The sequence below is a fragment of the Streptomyces sp. NPDC058308 genome (assembly GCF_042880275.1).
GTDB lineage: Bacteria > Actinomycetota > Actinomycetes > Streptomycetales > Streptomycetaceae > Streptomyces.
Genome location: NZ_JBHVZA010000028.1, coordinates 37,822 through 61,206 on the forward strand (window position 1 = coordinate 37,822; position 23,385 = coordinate 61,206).

Genomic DNA, 23,385 nt, shown 5'->3' on the forward strand with positions numbered 1-23,385 from the left:
TGCGCCCCTGATTCAGGGCAGCCAAACCTTAACCTGTGAAGGTGAGGTTAGCCTAGCCTTACTGGTGCGTCGCTCCCCGGGGTCAGCCGAGTTGGACGTGGGTACGGCCGATCGGCACGATCAGCGGCCGGTCGCCCACCGGATCGTCGACCACCTTGGCGCGCAGCCCGAACGCCTCGTACAGCAGATCCGCGGTGATCACGTCGCGCGGGTGCCCCTGCGCCAGGATCGAACCCGCCTTCATCACGATGAGGTTGTCGCTGTAGCGCGTGGCCAGGTTGAGGTCGTGCAACACCATGACCACGGTGTTCCCCGACTCGTGCAGGTCGTCCACCAGGTCGAGCACGTCGATCGCGTGCGCCAGGTCGAGGTAGGTGGTGGGCTCGTCGAGGAGCAGCAGATCGGTGCCCTGAGCCAGCGTCATCGAGATCCAGACCCGCTGGCGCTGCCCGCCGGAGAGCGAGTCGACGGGCCGGTCGGCGAGGTCGGAGACGCCGGTCATGGCCAGCGCGCGCTCCACGACACCGGCGTCGTCCGACGACCACTGGCGAAGCCAGCTCTGGTGCGGGTGACGCCCCCTGGCGACCAGGTCGGCCACCGTGAGCCCCTCCGGCGCGACCGGCGCCTGCGGCAGCAGGCCCAGTTTCTTCGCCACGTCCCGGGTCTTGAGTTTGTCGATGTCCTCGCCGTCGAGCACGACCGAGCCCTTGACCGGCTTGAGCAGCCGCGTCAGGGTGCGCAACAGGGTCGATTTCCCGCAGCCGTTGGGCCCGATGATCGTGGTGATCACCCCGGATGGGATGGCCACGTCGAGGTCGTCGATGACCGTCCGGCCGCCGTAGCCGACGGAGACGCCCCGGGCGGCGAGCCGTACGGCGTCCTCGACCCCGGACTCGATCTCGGTGATGAACTGAGCGACCACAAGCCCCCCTAATATTAGGTTTGCCTCACCTTTGTACCAGCTATCGGTGCCGGACCGGCTATTTGAGGTTCGCCCGCACCAACAGGTAGACGAGGAAGGGCCCGCCGATCGCGGCGGTGACCACGCCGACCGGCAGACTGTCGGGCAGCGCCGCACGCGCGGTCAGGTCCGAGCCGATCAGGAGCAGCGCGCCGGTCAGACCGGAGGCCGCGAGCGGCGGTGTCGGACGCCGCGTCAGCCGCATCGCCACCTGCGGCGCCACCAGCGCGACGAACGGGACCGGGCCCGCGGCGCTCACGGCGACGGCGGCGAGCAGCACCGCGCACAGCAGCAGGACCGCCCGCACGCGCGAGTACCGGACGCCGAGTCCCGCGGCGACGTCGTCGCCGAGCTGCAGCGGCTTGAACTGGAAGGAGGCGGCGGCCACGACGACCAGCAGGGCGAGCGAGCACCAGAGCGCGACCCACACCTCGTCCCACGACCGGTTGTCCAGCGAACCGACCAGCCACACCTGGGCCCTGGCCACGTCCCTGATGTCGGCCGAGACAAGCAGCCAGGTCGTGATCGCCTGCATCACGGCGCTCACCGAGATCCCGATGAGGATCAGGCGGAAGCCGTCGACACCGCGCCGCCACGCCAGGAAGTAGACGAGGAGGCCCGTGGCGAGACCGCCGCCGAGCGCCGCCGCGGACAGGCCCACGGCGTCGGCGATCGCCGCGGCGGCGCCGCCCGAGACCGTCACCAGGAACACCGAGACGGCGCTCGCGCCCCATGTGATCCCCAGCATGTCCGGGCTGGCCAGCGGGTTGCGCGCGATCGACTGCGTGATCGCCCCGGACACCCCGAGGGCGACCCCCACGACGAGCCCGGCAAGCGCCCGCGGCATCCGCAGGTCCATGATGACGAACTGGTCGACCCGTTCGCCCCGGCCGACGAGCGTGGCGATCACCCGGGACATGCCGATGGGGAAGTCACCGATGCTGATGGAGAGGCAGAACACCAGGAAGGTCGCCGCAAGCAGCAGCAGCGTGACGAGGACCAGCCAGGGCCGCCATACGAAAGACATCCCGCCGAGGCGCACGCCCGGCGCCACCGAGGGCTTCACGTCTGTCCCGTTCATGCGTTCTTGAACTTTCCTCGCCACACCAGGAACGCGAAGAAGGGCGCCCCGAGCAGCGCCACCACCACGCCCGCCTCCAACTCGCCGGGCCTTACGACCAGCCGCCCCACGATGTCGCAGACCAGCAGGACGACGGCGCCGAGCAGCCCCGCGTACGGCACCAGCCAGCGGTAGTCGGGGCCTGTCAGGTATCTGGCCACGTGCGCCACCATGAGTCCGAGGAACGCGATGGGGCCGCACGCCGCCGTCGCCGCGCCCGCGAGGAGGGTGATCGCGAGGATGCCGACGGTCCGGCTCAGCGCGATGTTCACCCCGAGCCCCCGCGCCACGTCCTCGCCGAGGTTGAGCAGGTTGAGGGCGGGCAGCGTGGTCAGCGCGAGGACGAGGCCGACGCCGATGAACGCGGTCACCGGCCAGATGACGTCGAAGCCGACGCCCGCCACGGAGCCCGCGTTCCAGAACCGCAGCGCGTTCAGCGACTTCTGGTCAGAGAGCGAGACGGCCGTGGTCATCGCCGCCAGGAACACGGTGATCCCCTGCCCGGCCAGCGCGAGCGTCAGGGGGTTGCCGGCCCCGCGGCCGATGCTCGCGAGACCGAACACGACGACTCCGGCGACCGCCGCCCCGACGAAGGCGAACCAGACGTACTGGAACGGGTTGGAGAGGCCGAACAGGGCGATCGCCGACACCACGGCGAACGACGCGCCGGCGTTCACCCCCAGCAGGCCGGTGTCCGCGACCGGATTGCGCGTGTACCCCTGGATCAGCGCGCCGCCGACGCCCAGGGCGATGCCCGCCACCACGGCGAGCACCGTCCTGGGCAGCCGCACGGTGTGCACGATGAGCCGGATCTCGGTGAGCCGCTGGTCGGAGTCCGGCGCCGCGAACAGCCCGTGCCACACCTCGGTGGGACTCAGCGAGCGCGCGCCGACGGCCAGCGAGAGCGCCGCCGCGACCACCAGGATCGCGGCAAGCACTGCCAGACCCACGATCCGCCGCCTGCGGGCCTCCGTTGTGCCCCTCGCTATGGGGCGCTCAACTGCAGTCGTGCTCATTCGACGTACGTTATCCCTTTGATCGGACCGGAACGCACGGGCGGTGGGCGGGCCGAACCGCCGGACAGGTACTAGCGGGCGGCGCTGCCGGTCTCGTCGGCCACCGGCCGTGCCTCGCCGGAGGCGGACCCGGTGCTGCGGGCGCGCAGCGAGTCCAGGATCTCGCCGACCCGGATCGCGATGTTGGAAAGCAGCGACGACGTGATGCCGTGCGTGTGCTCCGTGCCGCCCTGCAGGTATATGCCGCAGCGCAGGTCGGGGTCGGTCGCTATGCGGTAGTCGCGCTCGACCCGCACGCGGCCCTCGTCGTCGCGCAGGCAGCGGTCGGCGACGTCGCCGAGGAGGCCGACGGGGTCGGCGGGGCTGTAGCCGGTGGCGAACACCACGATGTCGGCGTCCAGATCGGCGTCCTCCCCCGTGACGAGGGACTTCACGGTGGCGCGCACGCCGTCGTCCGTCTCCTTGACGCCGGTGAGGCGGGAGACGTTGAGGAAGCGCAGCCGCTCGGTGCCGAGGACCTTCTCCCGGTACATCTCGCGGTAGAGGTCGTCGATCAGGTCGATGTCCACCACGGAGTAATTGGTGTTGCCGTGGTAGCCCATCAGCCGCCGCTTGACGTCCTCGGGCGCGTCGAAGTACTCGTCGACCGCCTCGGGATCGAAGATCCGGTTGGCGAAGCTGCTGTCGTCGGCGGGGCTGTAGCCGTAGCGGGAGAAGACGGCGCAGACCTCGGCCTCGGGGAAGCGGCGGTGCAGGTACGCGACGTTCTCCGCGGCGCTCTGCCCGGCGCCCACGACGACGAACCGGGAGGGCGATGTGCCCTCCAACCCGTCCACCTTCGTCAGCAGTTCGGAGTTGTGCCAGACGCGGTCGCCTCGCTCGACGCCCTCCGGCAAGAGGGGGCGCAGACCGGTGCCGACGACGAGGTTGCGGGCGCGGTGGACCGCGAGTCCCTCTGCCGACCGGACCGTCACGTCCAGGTACTCCACGATCCCGTCGCGTACGAACGGCGTGACGCCCACGACCTCGTGGCCGTAGGAGACCTGGTCGTCGACCTTGGCCGCGGCCCACTCGAGGTACTCGTGGAACTCGACCCGCAGCGGGAAGAGGTTCTTGTGGTTGATGAAGTCGGTCAGGCGCCCCTTGCTCTTCAGGTAGCAGAGGAAGCTGAACTCACTGGTGGGGTTCCGCTGTGTCACCAGGTCCTTGAGGAAGGACACCTGCATGGTCGCGTCGTCGATCAGCATGCCGCGGTGCCAGCCGAAGCGCGGCTGCTGCTCGAAGAAGTGAGCGGTGACCGTCTCCTGCCTGCCGACGCTTGCGTTGTGCTCGCTGAGCGCGATCGCCATCGCCACATTGGACGGGCCGAAGCCGATGCCAATGAGGTCGTGGACCAGTGGTGCGTCGCCAGGAAGAACCTGTGACATGTCACTCCCATCGTGCGGGGAAGCCGCCTGTCAGGCGTGGGGGAAGGTACAGATAGTGGGCACGTCGACACAGCAGCGCACCGAACTTAGGTGAGCCTAAGCTAATCCGGCGGAGCTGTCGACCCGCCGGGGTGGAGCCGCCTTTCAACTGGGGCATAAAGACAACGCGTTGCCTAATAAGGTAAGGCTTGCTTTACTTGTCGTCGGCTATTCCCTGCTCTGAGGAGGAACCCCATGCGGGTCGTCATGTTCGGTTACCAGACCTGGGGGCACCGCACCCTGCAAGCCCTCCTGGACTCCGAGCACGACGTGGTGATGGTCGTGACGCACCCCAAGAGCGAGCACGCGTACGAGAAGATCTGGAGCGACTCCGTCGCCGACCTCGCCGAGGAGCACGGCGTCCCCGTGCTGATCCGCAACCGCCCTGACGACGAGGAGCTGTTCGAGCGCCTCAAGGCGGCCGACGCGGACATCATCGTGGCCAACAACTGGCGTACGTGGATCCCCCCGCGCATCTTCGACCTGCCGCGCCACGGCACCCTGAACGTCCACGACTCGCTGCTGCCGAAGTACGCGGGCTTCTCCCCCATCATCTGGGCGATGATCAACGGCGAGTCCGAAGTGGGCGTCACCGCGCACATGATGGACGGCGAGCTCGACGCCGGCGACATCGTCCGGCAGGAGGCGGTCGCGGTCGGTCCGAAGGACACCGCCACCGACCTCTTCCACAAGACCGTGGACCTCATCGCCCCGGTCACCATCGGCGCGCTCGACCTCATCGCCGCCGGCCAGACGGAGTTCACCAAGCAGGACCGCTCTCAGGCGAGCTTCTTCCACAAGCGCTCCGCCGAGGACATCCGCATCGACTGGACCTGGCCGGCGGAGGACCTCGAACGCCTGGTCCGCGCCCAGTCCGCGCCGTACCCCAGCGCGTTCTGCTTCCACAAGGGCAAGCGTCTGGAGGTCGTCACCGCGTTCGTGTCCGAGGGGCGCTACGGCGGCACGCCCGGCCGCATCTTCTACCGCGAGGGCGAGGGCGTGGTGATCGTCGCGGGCGCCGACGCCCGCACCGGCCGCAACCACGGCCTGGCCATCACACGCGTACGGACCGAGGACGGCCGGGAGTTGCCCGCCACGGAGTACTTCACCTCCATGGGCGGCTACCTGACCAGCCGCCCCTGACCGCCGACGCCGACCGGGGACGTGACACAGGCCCTCAGAGCCTGTCTTTGAACCCCCGCCTGCGCAGCGCGCGAACGACGGGGGTTCAAAGACAGGCTCTCAGCCCGCCGCGGCGAGGACCAGGGGCAGGACCTGATCGCTGCCCGCCCTGCGCAGCAGCCGGGCGGCGACCGCGAGGGTCCACCCCGAGTCGGTGAAGTCGTCCACGAGCAGGACGGGACCCGGCGACCCGGCCAGCGCCGCGGCCAGATCGTCGGGGACGGCGAAGGCACCCGACAACGCCCGAAGGCGCTGGGCGGAGTTGCTGCGGCGCGCCGCGTGCGCGCCGTCCGGCCCGGTGTACGCCAGGGTGCCGAGCAACGGGAGGCGGCCGACGGTCGCGATCCCCTCGGCGAGGGAGCCCACCAGCTGCGGGCGGGTCTGCGACGGCAGGGCGACGACTCCCACCGGACGGGCCGAGGCGTCCGGGACGCCCGGCGCCCAGCCCCCCGGCGAGCGCGCCCAGTCGGCGAGGACCGCCACCGCGGCCCGCAGCACGTCGTCGGGGACCGGCCCGTCCGGCGCGTTCTCCGCAAGGAGCGGACGGAGCCGGTTGCCCCAGCCGATGTCCGAGAGACGCCCCAGGGCGCGCCCGGTGGAGCACTGCTCCTTGGCCGGGATGCGGCCTTTGAGGTCCACGCCGAGCGCGGGCATGCCGGTGGGCCACATGCGGCGCGGCTCGATCTCCGCCCCGGGACGGTCCAGTTCCTTCGTCGCGCCCGTGAGCGCCTCCGTGGAGACGGTGGAATCGGTCCAGGCACCCGCGCAGTTGTCGCAGCGGCCGCACGGGACCGCACCCTCGTCGTCCAGTTGCCGCCGCAGGAACTCCATCCGGCACTGGGTGGTGCTCACGTAGTCCCGCATGGCCTGCTGCTCCGCCTGCCGCTGCTTGGCCACCCAGGCGTACCGCTCGGCGTCGTACTCCCACGGCCGGCCGGTGGAGATCCAGCCGCCCTTGACCCGCTTGACCGCGCCGTCCACGTCGAGCACCTTGAGCATGGTCTCAAGGCGGGTGCGGCGGAGCTCGACGAGGGCCTCAAGGGCCGGTACGGAGAGCGGCCGGCCCGCGTCGGCGAGGGCCGTGAGCGTCTGGCGGACCAGCGCCTCGGGCGGGAACGCGGTGTCCGCGAAGTACCGCCAGATCGCCTCGTCCTCCTTGCCCGGAAGCAGCAGCACGTCGGCGTGCTCCACGCCGCGGCCCGCACGGCCCACCTGCTGGTAGTACGCGATCGGCGAGGACGGCGAACCGAGGTGGACCACGAAGCCCAGGTCCGGCTTGTCGAAGCCCATGCCGAGCGCCGACGTGGCGACCAGCGCCTTGACGCGGTTCTCCTGCAGATCGGTCTCGGCCTGCAGCCGGTCGGCGTTCTCCGTGCGCCCCGTGTAGGAGGCCACCGTGAAACCGCGCTGCCGCAGGAAGGCGGTGGCCTCCTCGGCCGCGGCGACGGTCAGGGCGTAGATGATGCCGGAACCCTGGAGCTCGTCCAGGTGCTCGGCGAGCCAGGCCAGCCGGTGCGCGGCGTCCGGCAGCCGGACCGCGCCGAGCCGCAGGCTCTCCCTGTCCAGGGGGCCGCGCAGCACGAGGGCCTCGCCCGCGCCGGTGCCCAGCTGCTCGGCGACGTCCGCGGTGACCCGTGCGTTCGCCGTCGCGGTGGTGGCGAGGACCGGCACACCGGCCGGAAGCTCGGTCAGCATCGCCCGCAACCGCCGGTAGTCCGGCCGGAAGTCGTGCCCCCAGTCGGAGATGCAGTGCGCCTCGTCCACCACGAGGAGTCCGGTCGTGGCCGCGAGCTTGGGCAGCACCTGATCGCGGAAGTCCACGGAATTGAGCCGCTCGGGGCTGACGAGGAGGACGTCGGTCTCGCCGCGCTCGACCTCGCCGTAGATGGCGTCCCACTCCTCCGGGTTGGCCGAGTTGATGGTGCGGGCCTGGATTCCGGCGCGGGCCGCCGACTCGACCTGGTTGCGCATCAGGGCCAGCAGCGGGGAGATGATCACCGTGGGCCCCGCGCCGCGCCGCCGCAGCAGGGCGGTGGCCACGAAGTACACCGCCGACTTGCCCCAGCCGGTGCGCTGCACCACCAGGGCGCGCCGCCGCTCCTCGACCAGCGCCGCCACCGCCTGCCACTGGTCCTCGCGCAGCCGCGCCGAACCCCCCGGGTCACCGACGAGCTCGGCGAGGATGGCGTCGGCTTCGGTGCGGAGCTCCAGGTTGTCCATGCCCCCATGCAACCCGATGCCACTGACAATCGCCCAATCCGCCACGGCCGCCAATCCGCCACGGCCGGACGCAAGCGTCGGAGGTCAACGGCCGGGGCAGGAATATGGACAGTGCATCGTTTACTCCGGGACCGCGGTGCGCATCGCCCCCGGCGCATTGCCGCGAGCGACCACGACGGGAAGAATTGACTCCGGCCCGTGGGCTCCCCGTGAACCGGCAGGGCCCTGCCGCGGTGCGCTCCCCCAGTCCGACCACGCCCTCCAGGGGCGTACAGCCGAAGGGAGGACCGTGACCTTCGGATCCGCCACGTCCGCCGCGGCGCCGGTGCCGGAGCCCCCGGCATCCGTCGAGCTGTCCGCCGACTCCGCCCACCGGCTGGCCCGGACGCTGGAGCCCGCCGAGTGGTCGGCCGCGGGAATTCCCCTGCTGCGCAACCCTCGTGAGGTCGTCAGCGACCTGCACACGCGCCACCGGCCGGCCCCCGCGACGGCGGTCGTGGCCGTGCTGGATCCGGACGGACGGCTGCGGGCGAGCGCCTCGTTCAGCGGGCGGACGACCCCGACGGACGGCTGGGTCCTGCGCAACGCGCTGCTCGCGCAGTTGCGCCGGATCATCCCGCACGACCTGCGCCGCCGCACTCCGGTGCGCACCGCCGTACTGCTCTACTGCCGTGCCGGGGACGCCCGTTGGACGCAGGAGGACGGGGCCTGGATGTGGGGCCTGCGGGACGCCTGCACCCTGCACGGGTTGCGCTGCGGCGCGTACATCACACTGACGCGCGACGGCTGGCACGTGCTCGGCGAGGGCCGCGGCGGCCGTCGGCCGAACGCCGGCGCATCGCCCGAGGCCTTCGCCGGGACCGATCCTCCGGCGCCCCGCACCGGAGGCGCCGCCTCCGACGTACTGCGCCGCGCGGCGGCACGCTGATCGCCGCTACAGCTGCTCGTACGGGGCCGTACGCGCACACACGGTACGCGCACGGCACACGCCGCCGGCCCCCGCACCGTGCTTCCGCGCAGCCGGGTGCCTCAGGGCACTACCGCACGGCCCGGGCCGCGCGGCACCACCGCACGGTCGATGCCTCACGGCACCACCGCACGGTCGGCGCCGGACGCCGCCGACTGCCGGACTGACGGTGTCAGACGCCCGCGCCCAGCATCGAGTTGATGCGCTGCGGGTCACCGCAGACGATCAGCAGGGTGCTCGCGCGGGTGAGCGCCGTCGGCAGGGCCGCGACCGCGGTCGCTTCGTCGCCGCCGTTGACGGCGACGACGACCACGGGCCGGGCCGAGGCACGGGTCAGCGCGGCGGCGTCGGCATAGAAGACGTCGTCGCCCGCGTCGTGCTGGGCCCAGTAGGCGGTCTCACCGAAGGACAGCTCGTGCGTGGCCCACGGGTGGGGGTCGCCGGTGGTGATCACCAGGACGTCACCCGGGGCACGCCCGGTGTCGAGAAGGAGGTCGACGGCCTCCTCGGCCGCGTCCAGCGCGCCCTCGGCCGAAGCCGGGATGAGCTGGATCTGCGGAACCGGGGCCACCGTGGCGGTGGCTCCACCGACGGCCGCTCCGGAAGGAGCGGGGGCCGCGGCGGAGGGGCCGGGGGCAGCCGGGGCGGACGGCCCGGGCTTGGCTGCCGCATCGTGCGGCGTTCGCTGCGCGGGCGGCATCGGCCGGGCAGGACCCGGACGGCCGGGGCGCGGCGGAGCCGCGGGACGCGGGCCGGGTACGGGGCGGGGGGTCGGCGCGGTGCGGCCACTGGCCTGCGTGGCGCGGGGACCCTGGGCACTCTCGTGAATCTGAGGCTCCTCGGGAATGAGAGGCATGAAGTGTTGTCTATCAAACGCCGATGCGACGCGCGTCGGCGGGTGGCACATGAGTGCGATCGGAAGTGCCGGAAAAGCGTCAGAACTCAAAGCCGAGCTGACCCTCGATTTCCGGAACATTTCCGTCCGCCCAGCTGCGGGCCTTCTTGAGGTGCCGCCACTGGGGCAGCGCATCAAGATACGCCCACGTGAGCCGGTGGTACGGGGTGGGCCCCCGCTCCGCCAGCGCGGCCTTGTGCACCGGCGACGGATAACCGGCGTTGGCCGCAAAACCGAAGTCTGCATGTTCGATGCCCAGTTCGGCCATCATTTTGTCGCGCCGCACTTTCGCGATCACGGAAGCCGCGGCGACGGCCACACAGGACTGGTCCCCCTTGATCACCGTACGAACCTGCCAGGGAGCGCCGAGGTAGTTGTGCTTCCCGTCGAGGATGACCGCGTCCGGACGGACCGGCAGCCCCTCCAGAGCACGCACCGCGGCGAGCCGCAGCGCGGCCGTCATCCCCAGTTCGTCGATCTCCTCGTGCGAGGAGTGGCCGAGGGCGTGTGCCGTGACCCAGCCCTCCAGCTCCAGCGCGAGCGCGGTGCGCCGCTTGGGGCTGATCAGCTTGGAGTCGGTGAGCCCTTCGGGCGGCCTGCGCAGTCCCGTGATCGCCGCGCATACGGTGACCGGTCCCGCCCACGCGCCGCGCCCGACCTCGTCGACACCGGCGACGATCTTCGCTCCGGTGGTGGCGCGCAGGGAGCGCTCGACGGTGTGGGTGGGTGCTTCGTACGGCATGGCGCTCATCAGCCTACGCCGCCCGGGACGGCCCGCGACACCCAGGCACCCCGTGACGGCTCACCGGCCCGGATACCGACCCGGCGCTGCCCCTCACGGACGCAGCAGCGGGACCATCACCTGGTCGATGAGCGCCTCGAATTCCTCGTCCCGCCATTCGCTCCCGCACACCTTCGTGCGGTACATGAACATCGCCGGAATCACATCGCACACAAAGGCCTCCGTCCCACCGGAACGGACCTCTCCGCGCTCGATCCCGCGGCGCAGGACCTCCTTGATCAGTTTCACGCTCGGCTCGATGACGCCCTCGAAGATCACCTCGTGGAAGCGCTCGGCCGTCGTCGCGTCGCACTCGTGAAGCACCGCGCGCAGGGCGAACCCGGGGCGCGAGAACATCGTCACCCGCATCTGTCTGCACAGCTGCAACAGATCCTCCCGGACGCCGCCGAGATCCGGGACGCCGTCCAGGCGCGGCAGGCCGTCCCGCAGCGCCTGCACGACGAGGTCCTCCTTGGACGGCCAGCGGCGGTACACGGCGGCCTTGCCGGTCTGCGCGCCCGCGGCCACCCCCTCCATCGTCAGCCCGCTCCAGCCGACCGTGCTGAGCTGATCAAGGGCGGCATCGAGGATCGCCCGCTCCAGGACCGGCCCCCGGCGACGCGGGGAAAACGTCCGGGCGGGAACGGCCGTCCAGCGCGAAGTAGCCATCTGTTTCTCTCCGTTGGGCGTGCAGGCGGGTCCGGGAACAAAGGTGAGTGAACGCTTGCGTTCACTCAAGTGGAGTCACTACCGTCGTAGTGAACAGTGAACGGGACCGTTCACTAAGGAACTTGCGGGGGATCATGACGACGACCTCTCAGCTGACCAAAAACCACAAGCCCGGGGCCGCCCGCCGAGAGGGACACCCCGGCCTGGCACTCAGCGTCATCGCAGCCTGCCAACTCATGGTGGTCCTCGACGCGACGATTGTGAACATCGCGCTTCCGCACATCCAGGGGGCCCTGAACTTCTCGACGACCGACCTCACTTGGGTCGTCAGCGCGTACACCCTCACCTTCGGCGGACTGCTGCTCCTCGGCGGCCGCGCCGGGGACATCCTGGGACGCCGTCGCGTCTTCCTGACCGGCATCCTCCTCTTCACCCTCGCCTCGCTCCTCGGCGGATTCGCCCAGGAACCCTGGCAGTTGCTGGCCGCGAGGGCCCTGCAGGGCGTCGGCGGCGCGATAGCCTCGCCGACCTCGCTGGCACTCATCACGACGACCTTCCCCGAAGGCCCCGCACGGAACCGTGCCTTCGGTGTTTTCGCCGCCGTCTCCGCAGGTGGCGGCGCCATCGGCCTGCTGGCGGGCGGCATGCTCACCGAGTGGCTCGACTGGCGCTGGGTCCTCTTCGTGAACGTGCCGATCGGCGTCCTGATCGCCGTCCTGACCCCGCTCTACATCAACGAATCCGAACGCCACCCCGGCCGCTTCGACATCATGGGCGCACTGACGTCCACCCTCGGCATGGCCTCCCTGGTCTACGGCTTCATCCGCTCCGCCGAGGAGGGCTGGCGCGACGGCATCACGCTGGGGTCCTTCGGCGCTGCGGTCGTCCTGCTTGCAGCCTTCGTGTTCGTGGAGAAGCGGGCAAAGGAACCGATCACTCCACTGCGGATGTTCGCCGACCGCAACCGCTCGGGCACGTACGTGATCATGCTCAGCCTGGCCGCCGCGATGTTCGGCATGTTCTTCTTCATCGTTCTCTTCGTCCAGAACATCCTGAACTACACGCCGATCGAGGCCGGCCTGGCCTTCCTGCCGGTCACCGTCGTCATCGCGGTCGGCGCGGGGCTGTCGCAGAAGTTCCTCCCCGTGCTCGGCCCCAAGCCGTTCATGGTGACGGGCTCGGTCATCGTCGCCCTCGGCCTCGGCTGGCAGACGCTGCTCGGCCCGGACAGTTCGTACCTCGGCGGAGTGCTCGGCCCGATGCTCCTCTTCGGCTTCGGCATGGGGCTGAACTTCGTGACGCTGACGCTGACGGCGGTCTCCGGAGTGGCCCTCCACGAAGCGGGCGCGGCATCCGGCCTGCTCAACACCACGCAGCAGGTGGGCGGTTCGCTCGGCCTCTCCATCCTCACCACGGTCTTCGGCACGGCCAGCCGCGAGGAGGGCAAGGAACAGATGACGGACTTCATGGCCCACGCCACACCGGAACAGAAGGCCGAGTTCGCCAAGACCCACCAGCTCCCCGCGCCCTGGAGCCACGAGGTGCTGTCCGAGGGCATCTCGACCGCCTTCATACCGGCCGTCGCCATGGCCGTCCTCGCCCTGGCCACCGCCGCGCTGGTGATCCGCGTACGCAAGAGCGACCTGGACGCGCTGGCCGGCACGGCGAGCGCGGCGGGCCCTTCGGCCGGCTGACCGGCCGACGCCCCGCACACCCGCTGCATCATGCAGGGCAGCCGGTGCCGGTGCCGTCCGTACGAGGCCTGGCGCCCTCGCCACGAGGTCCGGCGTCGTCGGTACGAGGTGTCGTGTCATCGGCACGAGGAGTACGGGTCGACTCCGCTCTCGCCACGGACCGTGGCCCCCACGGGTTGTGGCGAGAGCGGGCGCACCGCGAAGATCCGCCGCGCCCGCGACTCCCCCAGGCTGGTCGCGTACCACGGACCGCGCTCGGTGCCGAGCTCCACGGCGCCAACCGAGACCCGCAGCCCGGTCAGTCCGTACACCTTCACGTACAGGTCCATGCACCGCACCGCCGACCCACCACAACGAGAGTCATCGCACAGAAAGTGCCGAGCACCCCGCGCACCAGCGTGCGATCCCGGGCCCCGTCGCGGAGGAGCCCAGCGCTGGGCGAACACGATGACCAGCAATGTGAGGCCCGGCCCGGCTTCACCACCAGCCCGTCCCAGCGTAGCCGGACCCCTCACTCTCAGCCCCGGCCGACATCGGCTTGTGTCATGACCATGGCAGTGGACCTCCTCCGGCACAGTGAGCCTCCTCGGGCGGTGGGCACCTCCGGGTATTGGGGGACCCGGGGCGGGAGCCCGAGATAGTGCCGAGAACCCGGGGTGCTGAGGGCCCGAGGCATCACGCGCCCGGTACGTCGGGAGTCCGGGACACGGAGCTTTAGGGCCCCGCGAGCCGCGCGGCCCTCCGCGAGCCCTCCGAAACAGCTCGCGCTTCAGACCACGCCGCAAGGCACCCAGTCGGGCAACGCCTCCGTGCGCTCGAGCCACTCCGCGGGAGGCGCACCTCCCTCGCCGGACGCCACCACGCCGCCCACGATGGCGCAGGTCGTGTCCATGTCCCCGCCTACCTGCGCGGTATCCCATATGGCCCGCTCGTACGCCCCGAGCCCACGAGCCGCGGACCACAACGCGAACGGCACCGTGTCATGAGCCGTCGTACGCCGACCGCATCCCAGAACCGCCGCGACCGTCCCGGGGTCGCCGTAGTCGAGCATGTCCCGCGCCCGGCGCAGGCCCGCGCCCACCGCGCTGCGCGGCACCAGCTCGATGACGCCGTCGAGCAGCTTCTGTGGCGTCGGCGGCCCCGCGGGATCGGCCACGAGCGCTGCGGCCGCCGCCACCGCCATGGCCCCCACCACTGCCTCACGGTGCTGATGGGTGGGGTACGCGGAGATCTCCGCCTGGTGCGTCGCCTGCTCCGGGTCGTCCGCGTACCAAGCCCCGAGGGGAGCGATCCGCATGGCGGCGCCGTTCCCCCAGGACCCCTGCCCCTTGAAGAGCGCGGAGGCCAGCTCTCGCCAGTCGTCGCCCTCCCGAACCTGCCTGAGCAGCCGGTTCACAGCAGGCCCGTAGCCACGGTCGAAGTCATGGTGCTCGGCGAACGACCGGGCGAGTGCGTCCTGGTCGATCCTGCGGTGCTTGGTGAGGACGGCCAGCACGGAGCAGGCCATTTCCGTGTCGTCGGTCCACTGCCAGGGGGCGTCGGGCAGCTGTCGGCGCTTGAGCAGTGGGTAGTGCGCGGGCACGAAGAACTGGGAGCCCAGCGCATCCCCCACCGCCAGCCCGCGCAGGCTGGCCAGGGCGCGCTCGAGGCGCCGGTCGGGAGAGGAGTCAGCGGTCATCGCCCTGCCACTCTATCCGGTGACACCGTACGGCTCGGGTTCCCGCCAGCGTTCGAACGGCCGGTCCAGCGTGTACTTGCCGTCCTCGCCGAGCACCAGCATCCTCATCTCGCCGTTGCCCGGATTGGACAGCGACTCGAACTCGGCCACCGACCAGTGGAACCAGCGCATACAGAACAACCGCATGGTCAGTCCGTGGGTCACCAGCAGGACGTTCGGCGGATGGTCCGGCGCCTCGAAGCTCCGGTAGAGGCTTTCCAGGAAGGACCCCACCCGGTCGTAGACGTCGGCCCCCGACTCCCCTTGCGCGAAGCGGTAGAAGAAATGTCCGTACGCGTCGCGGTATGCCTTCTGCAGGCGCACGTCGTCCCTGTCCTGCCAGTTCCCCCAGTCCTGCTCCCGCAGCCTCGGTTCCTCGCGCACGCGCACCAGCTCAGGGTCGAGCCGGAAGGCCTGGAGGGTCTCGTGGGTACGGCGGTACGGCGAGACGTACACGCTCACCCGTTCACGGCCGAGCAGCTCTCTCAGGTTCTTGCCCCTGTCCGCCGCCTGCGACCACCCCGCCTCGGTGAGCGCGAGCGCGTGATCGGGTTCGCGCTCGTACACGGTGTCGTCGGCGTTGCCGGCCGACTCGCCGTGCCGGACCAGGAGGATGCGCCGCGGGCGTGCCATACCGAAACCCTAGATCGGGTCTCCGGCGGGCCGCTCAGTCGGGTAGCCGTCCGGCCTCCATCCGGCGTATTCGGCCCGTGAAGCGCCGGCGCAGCAACCGGTCGTGCGAGACCACGACCAGGGCACCTGTCCACTGGTCAAGGGCCGCTTCCAGTTCCTCGACCAGGCCGAGCGCCAAGTGGTTGGCGGGCTCATCGAGCAGGAGCAGGTCTGCGGGTCTGGCGAGCAACCGCGCGAGAGCCAGCCTCCGGTGCTGCCCCGCGGACAGGGACCCCACCGGCACGTGCAGATCACGGGGTCGGAACAGCCCGTACGAAAGGAGCAGTTCCCGCTGCTCGTCCTCGGCGAGCCCCAGGCCCTTGCCGAACACTTCGAGGACACGCTCGGCGGGACGCCGTACCGGTATTTCCTGGGCGAGGTAGCCGATCCGGCCTCTGCGGACGACCGTGCCCGCATCGGGTTCGAGCACGCCCGCCATGGTCCGCAGCAGAGTGGACTTCCCCGCGCCGTTGCCTCCGTGGATCAGCAGGCGTTCGCCGGCCGAGACGGTGAGCGCGTCCACGGCGAGTCGCTCCCCCACCCGCACGTCCCGCAGGGTCACCAGCGCCCCTTCGGTCGCCCCCGCCACGGGGCGTGCCGCGAAGCCCAGCGGTTCAGGAGGCTTCGGCACGGGTTGTTCCCGCAGCCTGCGGAGTCGCTCCTGCGCGTTGCGCACGCGTCCCGAGACCGAGGCCTGGACGCGTCCGCCGGCCCGGTCGTAAGCCATTTTGTTGTTGTCCTTCATTCCGCGGCCACCGGCGACGGAGTGAGCGGTCGTCTCCATGAACTCCTGGAGACGGTTCGCCTCCTCGCACCACTGCGCGTACTCCTGCTCCCAGCGCTGCCGGGCGGCCGCCCGCTCCGCGATGAGTCCTTGGTACCCACCGCCGTGCCGCACCACCGACCGGCGATCGGCGTCCACTTCCAGAATGGCGGTGGCGACCCGCTCCAGGAACGTACGGTCATGAGAGACCGCGACCACGGTCCCGCGATGCGTCGGCAGGACACTCTCCAGCCAGTCCAGCGCGCTCTCGTCCAGGTGATTGGTCGGCTCGTCCAGAAGCATCACCTCGGGTGCTGCCGCGATGAGACAGGCAAGGCCGAGCCGGGCCTGTTCACCTCCGGACAGGCTGCCGAGGACCCTGTCCCGGCCGATGTGACCGAGTCCCAGTCCGTGCATCGCTTTGTCCACACGCGCGTCCGCCTCGTAGCCGCCCCGCAGTTCGAACGCCGTGAGCAGGTCGCCGTAAGCGCTCAGCTCCCGCTCGGTCGCGGAACCGAGGCCCGCTTCGAGGTTGCGCAACTGCCTCTCCATCGCGCGCAGCTCGGCCAGTGCGGCGTCGATCGCGTCCGCGACGAGACGGTCCGCCGGCAGTTGGGGCGTCTGCGCAAGGAGCCCTGCCCCCTGCTCGGCGACGGTCACCACCTCGCCCTCATCGGGCCGCTCGTCGCCGGACATCAAGCGCAGCAGCGTGGACTTGCCCGCGCCGTTCTCCCCCACGACCCCTATGCGTTCGCCCGGACGGATCGCCAGAGACACCCCGTCGAAGAGCATCCGGTCCCCACGAGTCTTGGTCACGCCATGCAGAGAAATCTGAGTAGGCACAGTCACCCCCGGTTTCACGCCCACAATCAAACGCAACTGTTGTCGCGTTACGACGAGTGTGGCACGCCCCTCGAGCTAATGCAACACGAGTTGCGGTAAATTGCTGAGGCGCGGATTGCCGAGAAGGATCGAGAAGGGACAAAGCGATGGTGAACAAGGGCGTTGCGACTCCAGGCGGGGACGCTGGTCATCAGCAGCGCCGAGCGGGATCGGAGCGGCGCACACCCCCGCAGCCCGCAGCAGCCGACTCGACGCCCCCCGCCCCCGGCACCCGCCGCCCCGGCGGCCGCACCGCCCGCACCCGCGCCGCCGTCCGGGACGCCGTGCTGAGCGGCCTGGCCGACCACGGCTACCCCGGGCTCACCGTCGAGTACGTAGCCGACCACTCGGGCGTGCACAAGACCACGTTGTACCGCCGATGGGGCGGTCTCGAAGGGATGGTCGCCGACGCTCTGGACATGGCGGGCGAGGACACGTGGACGCCGCCGGACACCGGCAGCCTGGAGGGTGACCTGCGCGAGCTCGCTCGCGAGGTGGTCGCCTCCTTCTCCGACGACGCGGCGTCCGCGGCGCCGACCGCCTTCGTCGCGGCCGCCTTCCAGTCGAAGCGGGCCGCCGATGCCCTGCACAGCTTCTACGCCGAGCGGTTCGCCCGCTGCGAGGCGGTCGTGACCCGTGCCATGGCGCGCGGTGAAGCGCCCCCGGACACCGACGCCCCCGCGCTCGTCCGCGCCGTTTCCGCTCCGCTGCTGTTCCGCGTGTTCATCACACGCGAGCCGATCGACGTGGCGCTCGCCGACCAGTCCGCGGCGGCCGCCATCGCCGCCACCCGCGAGGGCGCGTTCACCCGGCCATGACGGTGCCCGCCGCGGCCGTACACAGCGAGCGCGATGAGCAGAGGCTCACTCCATCCGCGTTCGAGAGGCTGACCGGGGCGATCAACAGCTCACGGTCATCGCAGCCACAGCCGCGAGGCTCCGAGCAGCCCGAACCGGAAAAGGGCCATACCGGATCACACCGTCCATGAAGGCTCCAACTGCACGATGTCTCCTGCGAGCGCCGAGACATCGGCCTCCGTCTGGGCCCGGAGGGACAGCCGCTCCACCCGCTCGGCGCGGTACTTGCCGTGTTCGGCTGCCGACTGCCACATGGACAGCACCATGAACTCGTGTCCGGGCGCTTCGCCGAAGAGTCCGCGCACCATTCCCGGCGATCCTGCCATCGCGGGGTTCCAGACCTTCTCCTGCATGAGAGCGAAGTGCTCGACCCGCGCCTCCCGGACCCGGCAGTGCGCGACGCGCAGCACGTCCGCGTCCGTGAAGCGTGGCTCGAACCCCGTCTTCACGTCGAACCGGTGGTCGAAGAGCTTGGCCTGGAGGTTCTTGAAGGTGCCGGACTGCGCTGTCGCGAGGCGGTCGTGCGAGCGGGCCATGAAGGAGTCGTAGAAGGCACGGCTCTCCCAGAAGGCGAAGACATGAGCGACGCCCTGCCGGCCCCGGCTCCACCCCCCGCCCTGTCCCCGGAACCCCGGCTCCCCCAAAAGCCCCGCCCACTTTCGCTGTCCCCGTTCGAACCCCCGACGGTCCACCACGGTGCAGCGAATCCACTTGACCAGCACCGCGCCATCGTACGGCGCGGAGCGCGGCCCGGGTCACGCTCCGGCGTAGTGCACCCGGATCAGCTCGGCCGAGTCATCGGCATCGAGTTCAATACCGAACTCCCGGTCGAGAACGTCCATCAATTCGCCCACAGGAACGCTTCGTTCGTCCGCCGCCCGGCCCGGGCGGGCCACCGTCAACTGATCGCCCACCAACCTGCGGCGCACCTCAGGAGCCGCCTTCTGCACCACCGGGCGCCGGATGAACGACGATCTGGGGTGGGTCGAGGTGTAGTGGTTCATCACTACGTAGTCGACGGGAAGGCGCCGCTCCAGGGTGTACGCGTAGAGGTCGAACCATCCGTCGGAGCCCTCCGTCTGCAGCACCAGAACCCCATCGGCCTCCTGCTGGATCCGGTAACGCCACTCTCCTTGTTGCGTTTCCGCCCCGGCACGCAGCGGGATGGGCTCGAGCAGCCCGTCGGCGCCGAAGCCCGCGTCGCAGTGGAAGGCCTCGCCGTCCACCTCGACCTTCAGGAGCATGTGCGTCACCGCGCGCGTGACGGACGCCCCGCCCCTGACGCGGGCCCCGAGTCCGGTGACGGCGAAGCCGAGGCGCTCGAGGGCGGCGGCGAAGAGCAGGTTCTGTTCGTAGCAGTACCCGCCCCTCCGCTTGTGCAGCATCTTCTCCCGCAGTGCGGGCAGGTCCAGCGGGACGGGGCGGCCGAGCATCATCTCGAGGTTCTCGAAGGGGATCGCCGCCACATGCTCCCTGTGGAGCGTGCGCAGAGTGTCCAGATCCGGCTTCGTCGCGCCCGTGTGCCCGAGTCTCGCCAAGTAGGCCTTGAGATCGAGTTCTTCCCCGCTCCATGTCATGAGTCCATGATCCCCTCGGCCGCGCGACGCGCCAACCCGCGGCGCATACGGCCCCTTGTCTCCGCCCTGAGCAGGGGTGCCACGGCGTTGTCAGGGGTACGCCGTAGCGTGGGTGTCGGACATGCCTGGTGAATCAGCAGTGGCCAGGTCACGAGGAGGGGGAAGTCCAGTGGGCAGTGTCAGCAAGGGACCAATGGGCAGTGTCAGCAAGGGAATCGAGAAGGTCGAAGTGGGGCTCAAGTGGGATCCGAGCCCGGCCGGGGAGCCGCCCAACGACCTCGACATCATCGCCGCGACGTATGCGGCGGACGCTCCGTACGGCAGCCCCGTGTACCTCGTGCACTTCGACAGCCGGTCCCCCGACGGCACGATCAACCTCAACCGGGACAGCAGGACGGGCCAGGGGTTCGGGTTCGACGAGGTCATGACCCTGGAGCTGGACCGGCTCGCGCCCGCGCTGGTGCGGGTGGTGGTGGGAGTGGCCATACAGCAGCAGGCGGAGCCCAAGGTGCTGGGCGACATCGCGAACACCGCGGTCCGGATCCGCGAGGGCCACACGGACCTGGCGCACAACGACCTGGCCGACGTATCCGGGTACATGGCCACGACCGTCGCCGAGTTCGCCCGGGACGAGTCCGGGGCGTGGTCGTTCCGCGAGGTCGTCCGAGGCTTCGACGCCGATCCGACGACGTTCGCGTCCCTCATGGGCAGTGCGGACTGAAGCGTCCGTGGAGACGGTGGGCGCTGCGCAGAAGAGCTGCGGGGCCGTCGCCGGCAAGTCCGTGAGTCCGCCGCCCGACCGGCGTGCGCTGAACCGGTCGATGAAGACGGCGAGAACACGGCGAAGGGGACCGACCTGAGGCCGGTCCCCTTCGTGACCTGTTGGTCAGCTGTCCGTGCGAGCTACCTCGGACGGTGTGTCCGAGGCGCTGCCGCCCGGTGTCAGCTGCAGCCGCTGGTCGAGCCGCAGCCCTCGCAGATGTAGCAGGACCCGGCGCGCTGCATCTTCGTGCCGCAGGAGAAGCACAGCGGTGCGTCGGCCTGGATGCCCAGCTGCATCTCCACGAGCTCGGCGCTGGTGTGCGCCTGCTGCGGGACGTCCTTGACGACCTCGGCCTCCGCCTTCGGCGTGGAGACCGCCTTCAGGGACTCGGTCTGCCGCGGGGCGGACTGAGCCAGACCCTCGACGTCGACCTCGTCCTCCGCCGGTTCGTACGAACCGGTCTCCAGGTGGCGCTGACGCTCCTCGGCGGAGTGGATGCCGAGCGCGGAGCGCGTCTCGAAGGGCAGGAAGTCCAGCGCCAGGCGGCGGAAGATGTAGTCGACGATCGACTGCGCCATCCGCACGTCCGGGTCGTCCGTCATGCCGGCCGGCTCGAAGCGCATGTTCGTGAACTTGGAAACGTACGTCTCCAGGGGCACGCCGTACTGCAGACCGACCGAGACGGCGATGGAGAAGGCGTCCATCATGCCCGCGAGGGTCGAGCCCTGCTTGGACATCTTCAGGAAGACCTCGCCGAGACCGTCGTCCGGGTAGGAGTTGGCGGTCATGTACCCCTCGGCGCCACCCACCGTGAAGGAGGTGGTGATGCCGGGACGGCCCTTCGGCAGACGCTTGCGGACCGGGCGGTACTCGACCACCTTCTCGACCGCGGCACGGATCGTGTCCTCGGTCTTCTCGGTGATCTCGGCCTTCTCCTCCTCCTTCTTCTTGGCGGAGAGGGGCTGGCCGACCTTGCAGTTGTCGCGGTAGATGGCGAGCGCCTTGACGCCCATCTTCCACGCCTCGTAGTAGACCTCTTCGACGTCCTCGACGGTGGCCGTCTCGGGGAGGTTGACCGTCTTGGAGAGCGCGCCGGAGATCCACGGCTGGATGGCCGCCATCATCCGGACGTGGCCCATCGCGGAGATGGACCGCTCGCCCATCGCGCAGTCGAAGACCTCGTAGTGCTCGGGCTTCAGGCCGGGGGCGTCGATCACGTTGCCGTTCTCGGCGATGTGGGCGACGACCGCCTCGATCTGCTCCTCCTGGTAGCCGAGGCGACGCAGGGCCTGCGGCACGGTGCCGTTGACGATCTGCATCGAGCCGCCGCCGACCAGCTTCTTGAACTTCACCAGGGCGAGGTCGGGCTCCAGGCCCGTGGTGTCGCAGGACATCGCGAGACCGATGGTGCCGGTCGGGGCGATGACCGACGCCTGAGAGTTACGGAAACCGTTCTTCTCACCGAGACGGACCACGTCCTGCCAGGCCTCCGTGGCGGCGGCCCAGATCGGCGAGTCCAGGTCGTCCACGCGGACGGCCGAGGCGTTGGCGTCGGCGTGCTGCTTCATGACGCGCTTGTGCGGCGTGGCGTTGCGGGCGTAGCCGTCGTAGGGACCGACGACCGCGGCGAGCTCGGCGGAACGCTTGTACGAGGTGCCCGTCATGAGCGACGTGATGGCTCCGGCGAGGGCGCGGCCGCCGTCGGAGTCGTACGCGTGACCGGTCGCCATCAGGAGGGCGCCGAGGTTGGCGTAGCCGATGCCCAGCTGACGGTAGGCGCGCGTGTTCTCGCCGATCTTCTGGGTCGGGAAGTCCGCGAAGCAGATGGAGATGTCCATCGCGGTGATGACCAGCTCGACGACCTTCGAGAAGCGCTCGGCCTCGAAGGACTGGTTGCCCTTGCCGTCGTCCTTCAGGAACTTCATCAGGTTCAGCGAGGCGAGGTTGCAGGACGTGTTGTCCAGGTGCATGTACTCGCTGCACGGGTTCGAGCCGTTGATCCGGCCGGACTCCGGGCAGGTGTGCCAGGCGTTGATGGTGTCGTCGTACTGGATGCCCGGGTCGGCGCAGGCCCAGGCGGCCTCAGCCATCTTGCGGAAGAGCGACTTGGCGTCGACCTCCTCGATGACATCGCCCGTCATGCGGGACGTCAGACCGAACTTGCCGCCCTCCTCGACCGCCTTCATGAACGTGTCGTTCACGCGGACCGAGTTGTTGGCGTTCTGGTACTGGACGGACGTGATGTCGTCGCCGCCCAGGTCCATGTCGAAGCCCGCGTCGCGCAGGGCGCGGATCTTCTCCTCTTCCTTCACCTTGGTCTCGATGAAGCCTTCGATGTCGGGGTGGTCGACGTCGAGGATGACCATCTTGGCCGCGCGGCGCGTGGCGCCACCCGACTTGATCGTTCCTGCGGAGGCGTCGGCACCGCGCATGAAGGAGACGGGACCCGAGGCGTTGCCTCCGGAGGACAGCAGTTCCTTGGAGGAACGGATGCGGGAGAGGTTCAGGCCGGCGCCGGAGCCGCCCTTGAAGATCATGCCCTCTTCCTTGTACCAGTCGAGGATCGACTCCATGGAGTCGTCGACGGCCAGGATGAAGCAGGCGGAGACCTGCTGCGGCTGGGGCGTTCCGACGTTGAACCAGACCGGAGAGTTGAAGCTGAAGATCTGGTGCAGGAGGGCGTAGGCCAGCTCGTGCTCGAAGATCTCGGCGTCAGCGGGCGAGGCGAAGTAGTTGTAGTCCTCACCGGCCTTGCGGTAGGTCTTCACGATGCGGTCGATCAGCTGCTTGAGGCCGGTCTCGCGCTGCGGGGTACCAACGGCCCCGCGGAAGTACTTGCTGGTGACGATGTTGACCGCGTTCACCGACCAGAAGTCGGGGAACTCGACGCCACGCTGCTCGAAGTTGACCGAGCCGTCGCGCCAGTTGGTCATGACGACGTCACGGCGCTCCCAGACCACCTCGTCGTACGGATGCACGCCGGGGGTCGTATGGATGCGCTCGATACGCAGACCCTTGTTGGCCTTGGACCCCTTGGCGCGGGAACCTCGTGCCGGGCCGCTCGTCGTCTCGGTCATGCCGCCTCCCTGTATCAGGCTAAAACGCCCTGAAGTGCCACGTTCTTCCCTGTGGCACGGATGTGTGTCTGATGTTGCGGGCATCGCAGAGGACGCCCTCAACAGG

Annotated in this window: 19 protein-coding genes and 1 pseudogene; 5 read left to right on the top strand and 15 right to left on the bottom strand. The window is 70.0% G+C overall.

Annotated elements, in window-relative coordinates; genetic code table 11:
* Window positions 1-82: 82 nt before the first annotated feature.
* The 4 genes from ACFVYL_RS30440 to ACFVYL_RS30455 form a co-directional block, all read right to left on the bottom strand.
* Window positions 83-922 carry an ABC transporter ATP-binding protein gene (locus ACFVYL_RS30440; protein WP_389721596.1) on the bottom strand — a complete coding sequence of 280 codons (840 nt, stop codon included), beginning with the start codon at window positions 920-922 and terminating at the stop codon, window positions 83-85.
* A gap of 58 nt (window positions 923-980) precedes the next feature.
* Window positions 981-2,042 carry a FecCD family ABC transporter permease gene (locus ACFVYL_RS30445; RefSeq protein ID WP_389721597.1) on the bottom strand — a complete coding sequence of 354 codons (1,062 nt, stop codon included), beginning with the start codon at window positions 2,040-2,042 and terminating at the stop codon, window positions 981-983.
* Complete coding sequence (locus ACFVYL_RS30450) at window positions 2,039-3,097, bottom strand: FecCD family ABC transporter permease (protein ID WP_389721599.1); 1,059 nt, start codon at window positions 3,095-3,097, stop codon at window positions 2,039-2,041. The genes ACFVYL_RS30445 and ACFVYL_RS30450 overlap by 4 nt, the downstream gene beginning before the upstream one ends.
* A 71-nt stretch (window positions 3,098-3,168) precedes the next feature.
* Window positions 3,169-4,524 (bottom strand): lysine N(6)-hydroxylase/L-ornithine N(5)-oxygenase family protein, encoded by a 1,356-nt coding sequence (locus ACFVYL_RS30455; protein ID WP_389721601.1) that lies wholly within the window; start codon window positions 4,522-4,524, stop codon window positions 3,169-3,171.
* Window positions 4,525-4,758: 234 nt separating this feature from the next.
* Between ACFVYL_RS30455 and ACFVYL_RS30460 the strand changes: the two genes are divergently transcribed.
* The gene (locus tag ACFVYL_RS30460; protein WP_389721603.1) at window positions 4,759-5,706 is read left to right on the top strand and encodes a methionyl-tRNA formyltransferase; all 948 of its coding nucleotides are present in this window, start codon (window positions 4,759-4,761) and stop codon (window positions 5,704-5,706) included.
* 99 nt (window positions 5,707-5,805) lie between these two features.
* Here the strand turns inward: ACFVYL_RS30460 and ACFVYL_RS30465 are convergent, their stop codons facing one another.
* Window positions 5,806-7,965 (bottom strand): RecQ family ATP-dependent DNA helicase, encoded by a 2,160-nt coding sequence (locus ACFVYL_RS30465; protein WP_389721605.1) that lies wholly within the window; start codon window positions 7,963-7,965, stop codon window positions 5,806-5,808.
* A gap of 289 nt (window positions 7,966-8,254) precedes the next feature.
* On the opposite strand from ACFVYL_RS30465, the gene ACFVYL_RS30470 reads away from it, so the two are divergent.
* A complete protein-coding gene (locus ACFVYL_RS30470; protein WP_389721607.1) occupies window positions 8,255-8,893 on the top strand; it encodes a hypothetical protein in 639 nt (212 codons plus the stop codon).
* A gap of 211 nt (window positions 8,894-9,104) precedes the next feature.
* Here ACFVYL_RS30470 and ACFVYL_RS30475 read toward each other — a convergent pair whose 3' ends face one another.
* The 3 genes from ACFVYL_RS30475 to ACFVYL_RS30485 all read right to left on the bottom strand — a co-directional run bounded on the left by ACFVYL_RS30475 (window position 9,105) and on the right by ACFVYL_RS30485 (window position 11,277).
* Window positions 9,105-9,788 (bottom strand): hypothetical protein, encoded by a 684-nt coding sequence (locus ACFVYL_RS30475; RefSeq protein WP_389721609.1) that lies wholly within the window; start codon window positions 9,786-9,788, stop codon window positions 9,105-9,107.
* 79 nt (window positions 9,789-9,867) lie between these two features.
* Window positions 9,868-10,569 (bottom strand): ribonuclease HII, encoded by a 702-nt coding sequence (locus ACFVYL_RS30480; protein ID WP_389721611.1) that lies wholly within the window; start codon window positions 10,567-10,569, stop codon window positions 9,868-9,870.
* Window positions 10,570-10,662: 93 nt separating this feature from the next.
* On the bottom strand, window positions 10,663-11,277 hold the full coding sequence (locus ACFVYL_RS30485) for a TetR/AcrR family transcriptional regulator (protein ID WP_389721613.1): 615 nt from the start codon (window positions 11,275-11,277) through the stop codon (window positions 10,663-10,665).
* A 134-nt stretch (window positions 11,278-11,411) separates the two neighbouring features.
* Here ACFVYL_RS30485 and ACFVYL_RS30490 point away from each other — a divergent pair, with 134 nt between their 5' ends.
* Window positions 11,412-12,971, top strand: coding sequence for an MFS transporter (locus ACFVYL_RS30490; RefSeq protein ID WP_389721615.1), 1,560 nt, complete (start codon window positions 11,412-11,414; stop codon window positions 12,969-12,971).
* Between the two features lie 263 nt (window positions 12,972-13,234).
* On the opposite strand, the pseudogene ACFVYL_RS30495 reads toward ACFVYL_RS30490, so the two are convergent.
* The 4 genes and pseudogenes from ACFVYL_RS30495 to ACFVYL_RS30510 form a co-directional block, all read right to left on the bottom strand.
* A pseudogene (locus tag ACFVYL_RS30495) lies at window positions 13,235-13,435 on the bottom strand (DUF4153 domain-containing protein); the annotation flags it as partial.
* Between the two features lie 305 nt (window positions 13,436-13,740).
* Window positions 13,741-14,649 (bottom strand): ADP-ribosylglycohydrolase family protein, encoded by a 909-nt coding sequence (locus ACFVYL_RS30500; RefSeq protein WP_389721617.1) that lies wholly within the window; start codon window positions 14,647-14,649, stop codon window positions 13,741-13,743.
* A gap of 12 nt (window positions 14,650-14,661) precedes the next feature.
* Window positions 14,662-15,321 carry a histidine phosphatase family protein gene (locus ACFVYL_RS30505; RefSeq protein WP_389721619.1) on the bottom strand — a complete coding sequence of 220 codons (660 nt, stop codon included), beginning with the start codon at window positions 15,319-15,321 and terminating at the stop codon, window positions 14,662-14,664.
* Window positions 15,322-15,355: 34 nt separating this feature from the next.
* On the bottom strand, window positions 15,356-16,915 hold the full coding sequence (locus ACFVYL_RS30510) for an ABC-F family ATP-binding cassette domain-containing protein (RefSeq protein ID WP_389721678.1): 1,560 nt from the start codon (window positions 16,913-16,915) through the stop codon (window positions 15,356-15,358).
* 197 nt (window positions 16,916-17,112) lie between these two features.
* On the opposite strand from ACFVYL_RS30510, the gene ACFVYL_RS30515 reads away from it, so the two are divergent.
* The gene (locus tag ACFVYL_RS30515; protein ID WP_389721621.1) at window positions 17,113-17,823 is read left to right on the top strand and encodes a TetR/AcrR family transcriptional regulator C-terminal ligand-binding domain-containing protein; all 711 of its coding nucleotides are present in this window, start codon (window positions 17,113-17,115) and stop codon (window positions 17,821-17,823) included.
* Between the two features lie 155 nt (window positions 17,824-17,978).
* Here the strand turns inward: ACFVYL_RS30515 and ACFVYL_RS30520 are convergent, their stop codons facing one another.
* A complete protein-coding gene (locus ACFVYL_RS30520) occupies window positions 17,979-18,584 on the bottom strand; it encodes a YdbC family protein (RefSeq protein WP_389721623.1) in 606 nt (201 codons plus the stop codon).
* A gap of 33 nt (window positions 18,585-18,617) precedes the next feature.
* A complete protein-coding gene (locus ACFVYL_RS30525) occupies window positions 18,618-19,439 on the bottom strand; it encodes an arylamine N-acetyltransferase (RefSeq protein WP_389721625.1) in 822 nt (273 codons plus the stop codon).
* A 193-nt stretch (window positions 19,440-19,632) separates the two neighbouring features.
* Between ACFVYL_RS30525 and ACFVYL_RS30530 the strand changes: the two genes are divergently transcribed.
* Entirely contained in the window at window positions 19,633-20,160 is a 528-nt protein-coding gene (locus ACFVYL_RS30530; protein ID WP_389721627.1) for a TerD family protein, read from the top strand.
* Between the two features lie 221 nt (window positions 20,161-20,381).
* Here ACFVYL_RS30530 and ACFVYL_RS30535 read toward each other — a convergent pair whose 3' ends face one another.
* Entirely contained in the window at window positions 20,382-23,279 is a 2,898-nt protein-coding gene (locus ACFVYL_RS30535) for a vitamin B12-dependent ribonucleotide reductase (RefSeq protein WP_389721629.1), read from the bottom strand.
* Between the last annotated feature and the right edge of the window lie 106 nt (window positions 23,280-23,385).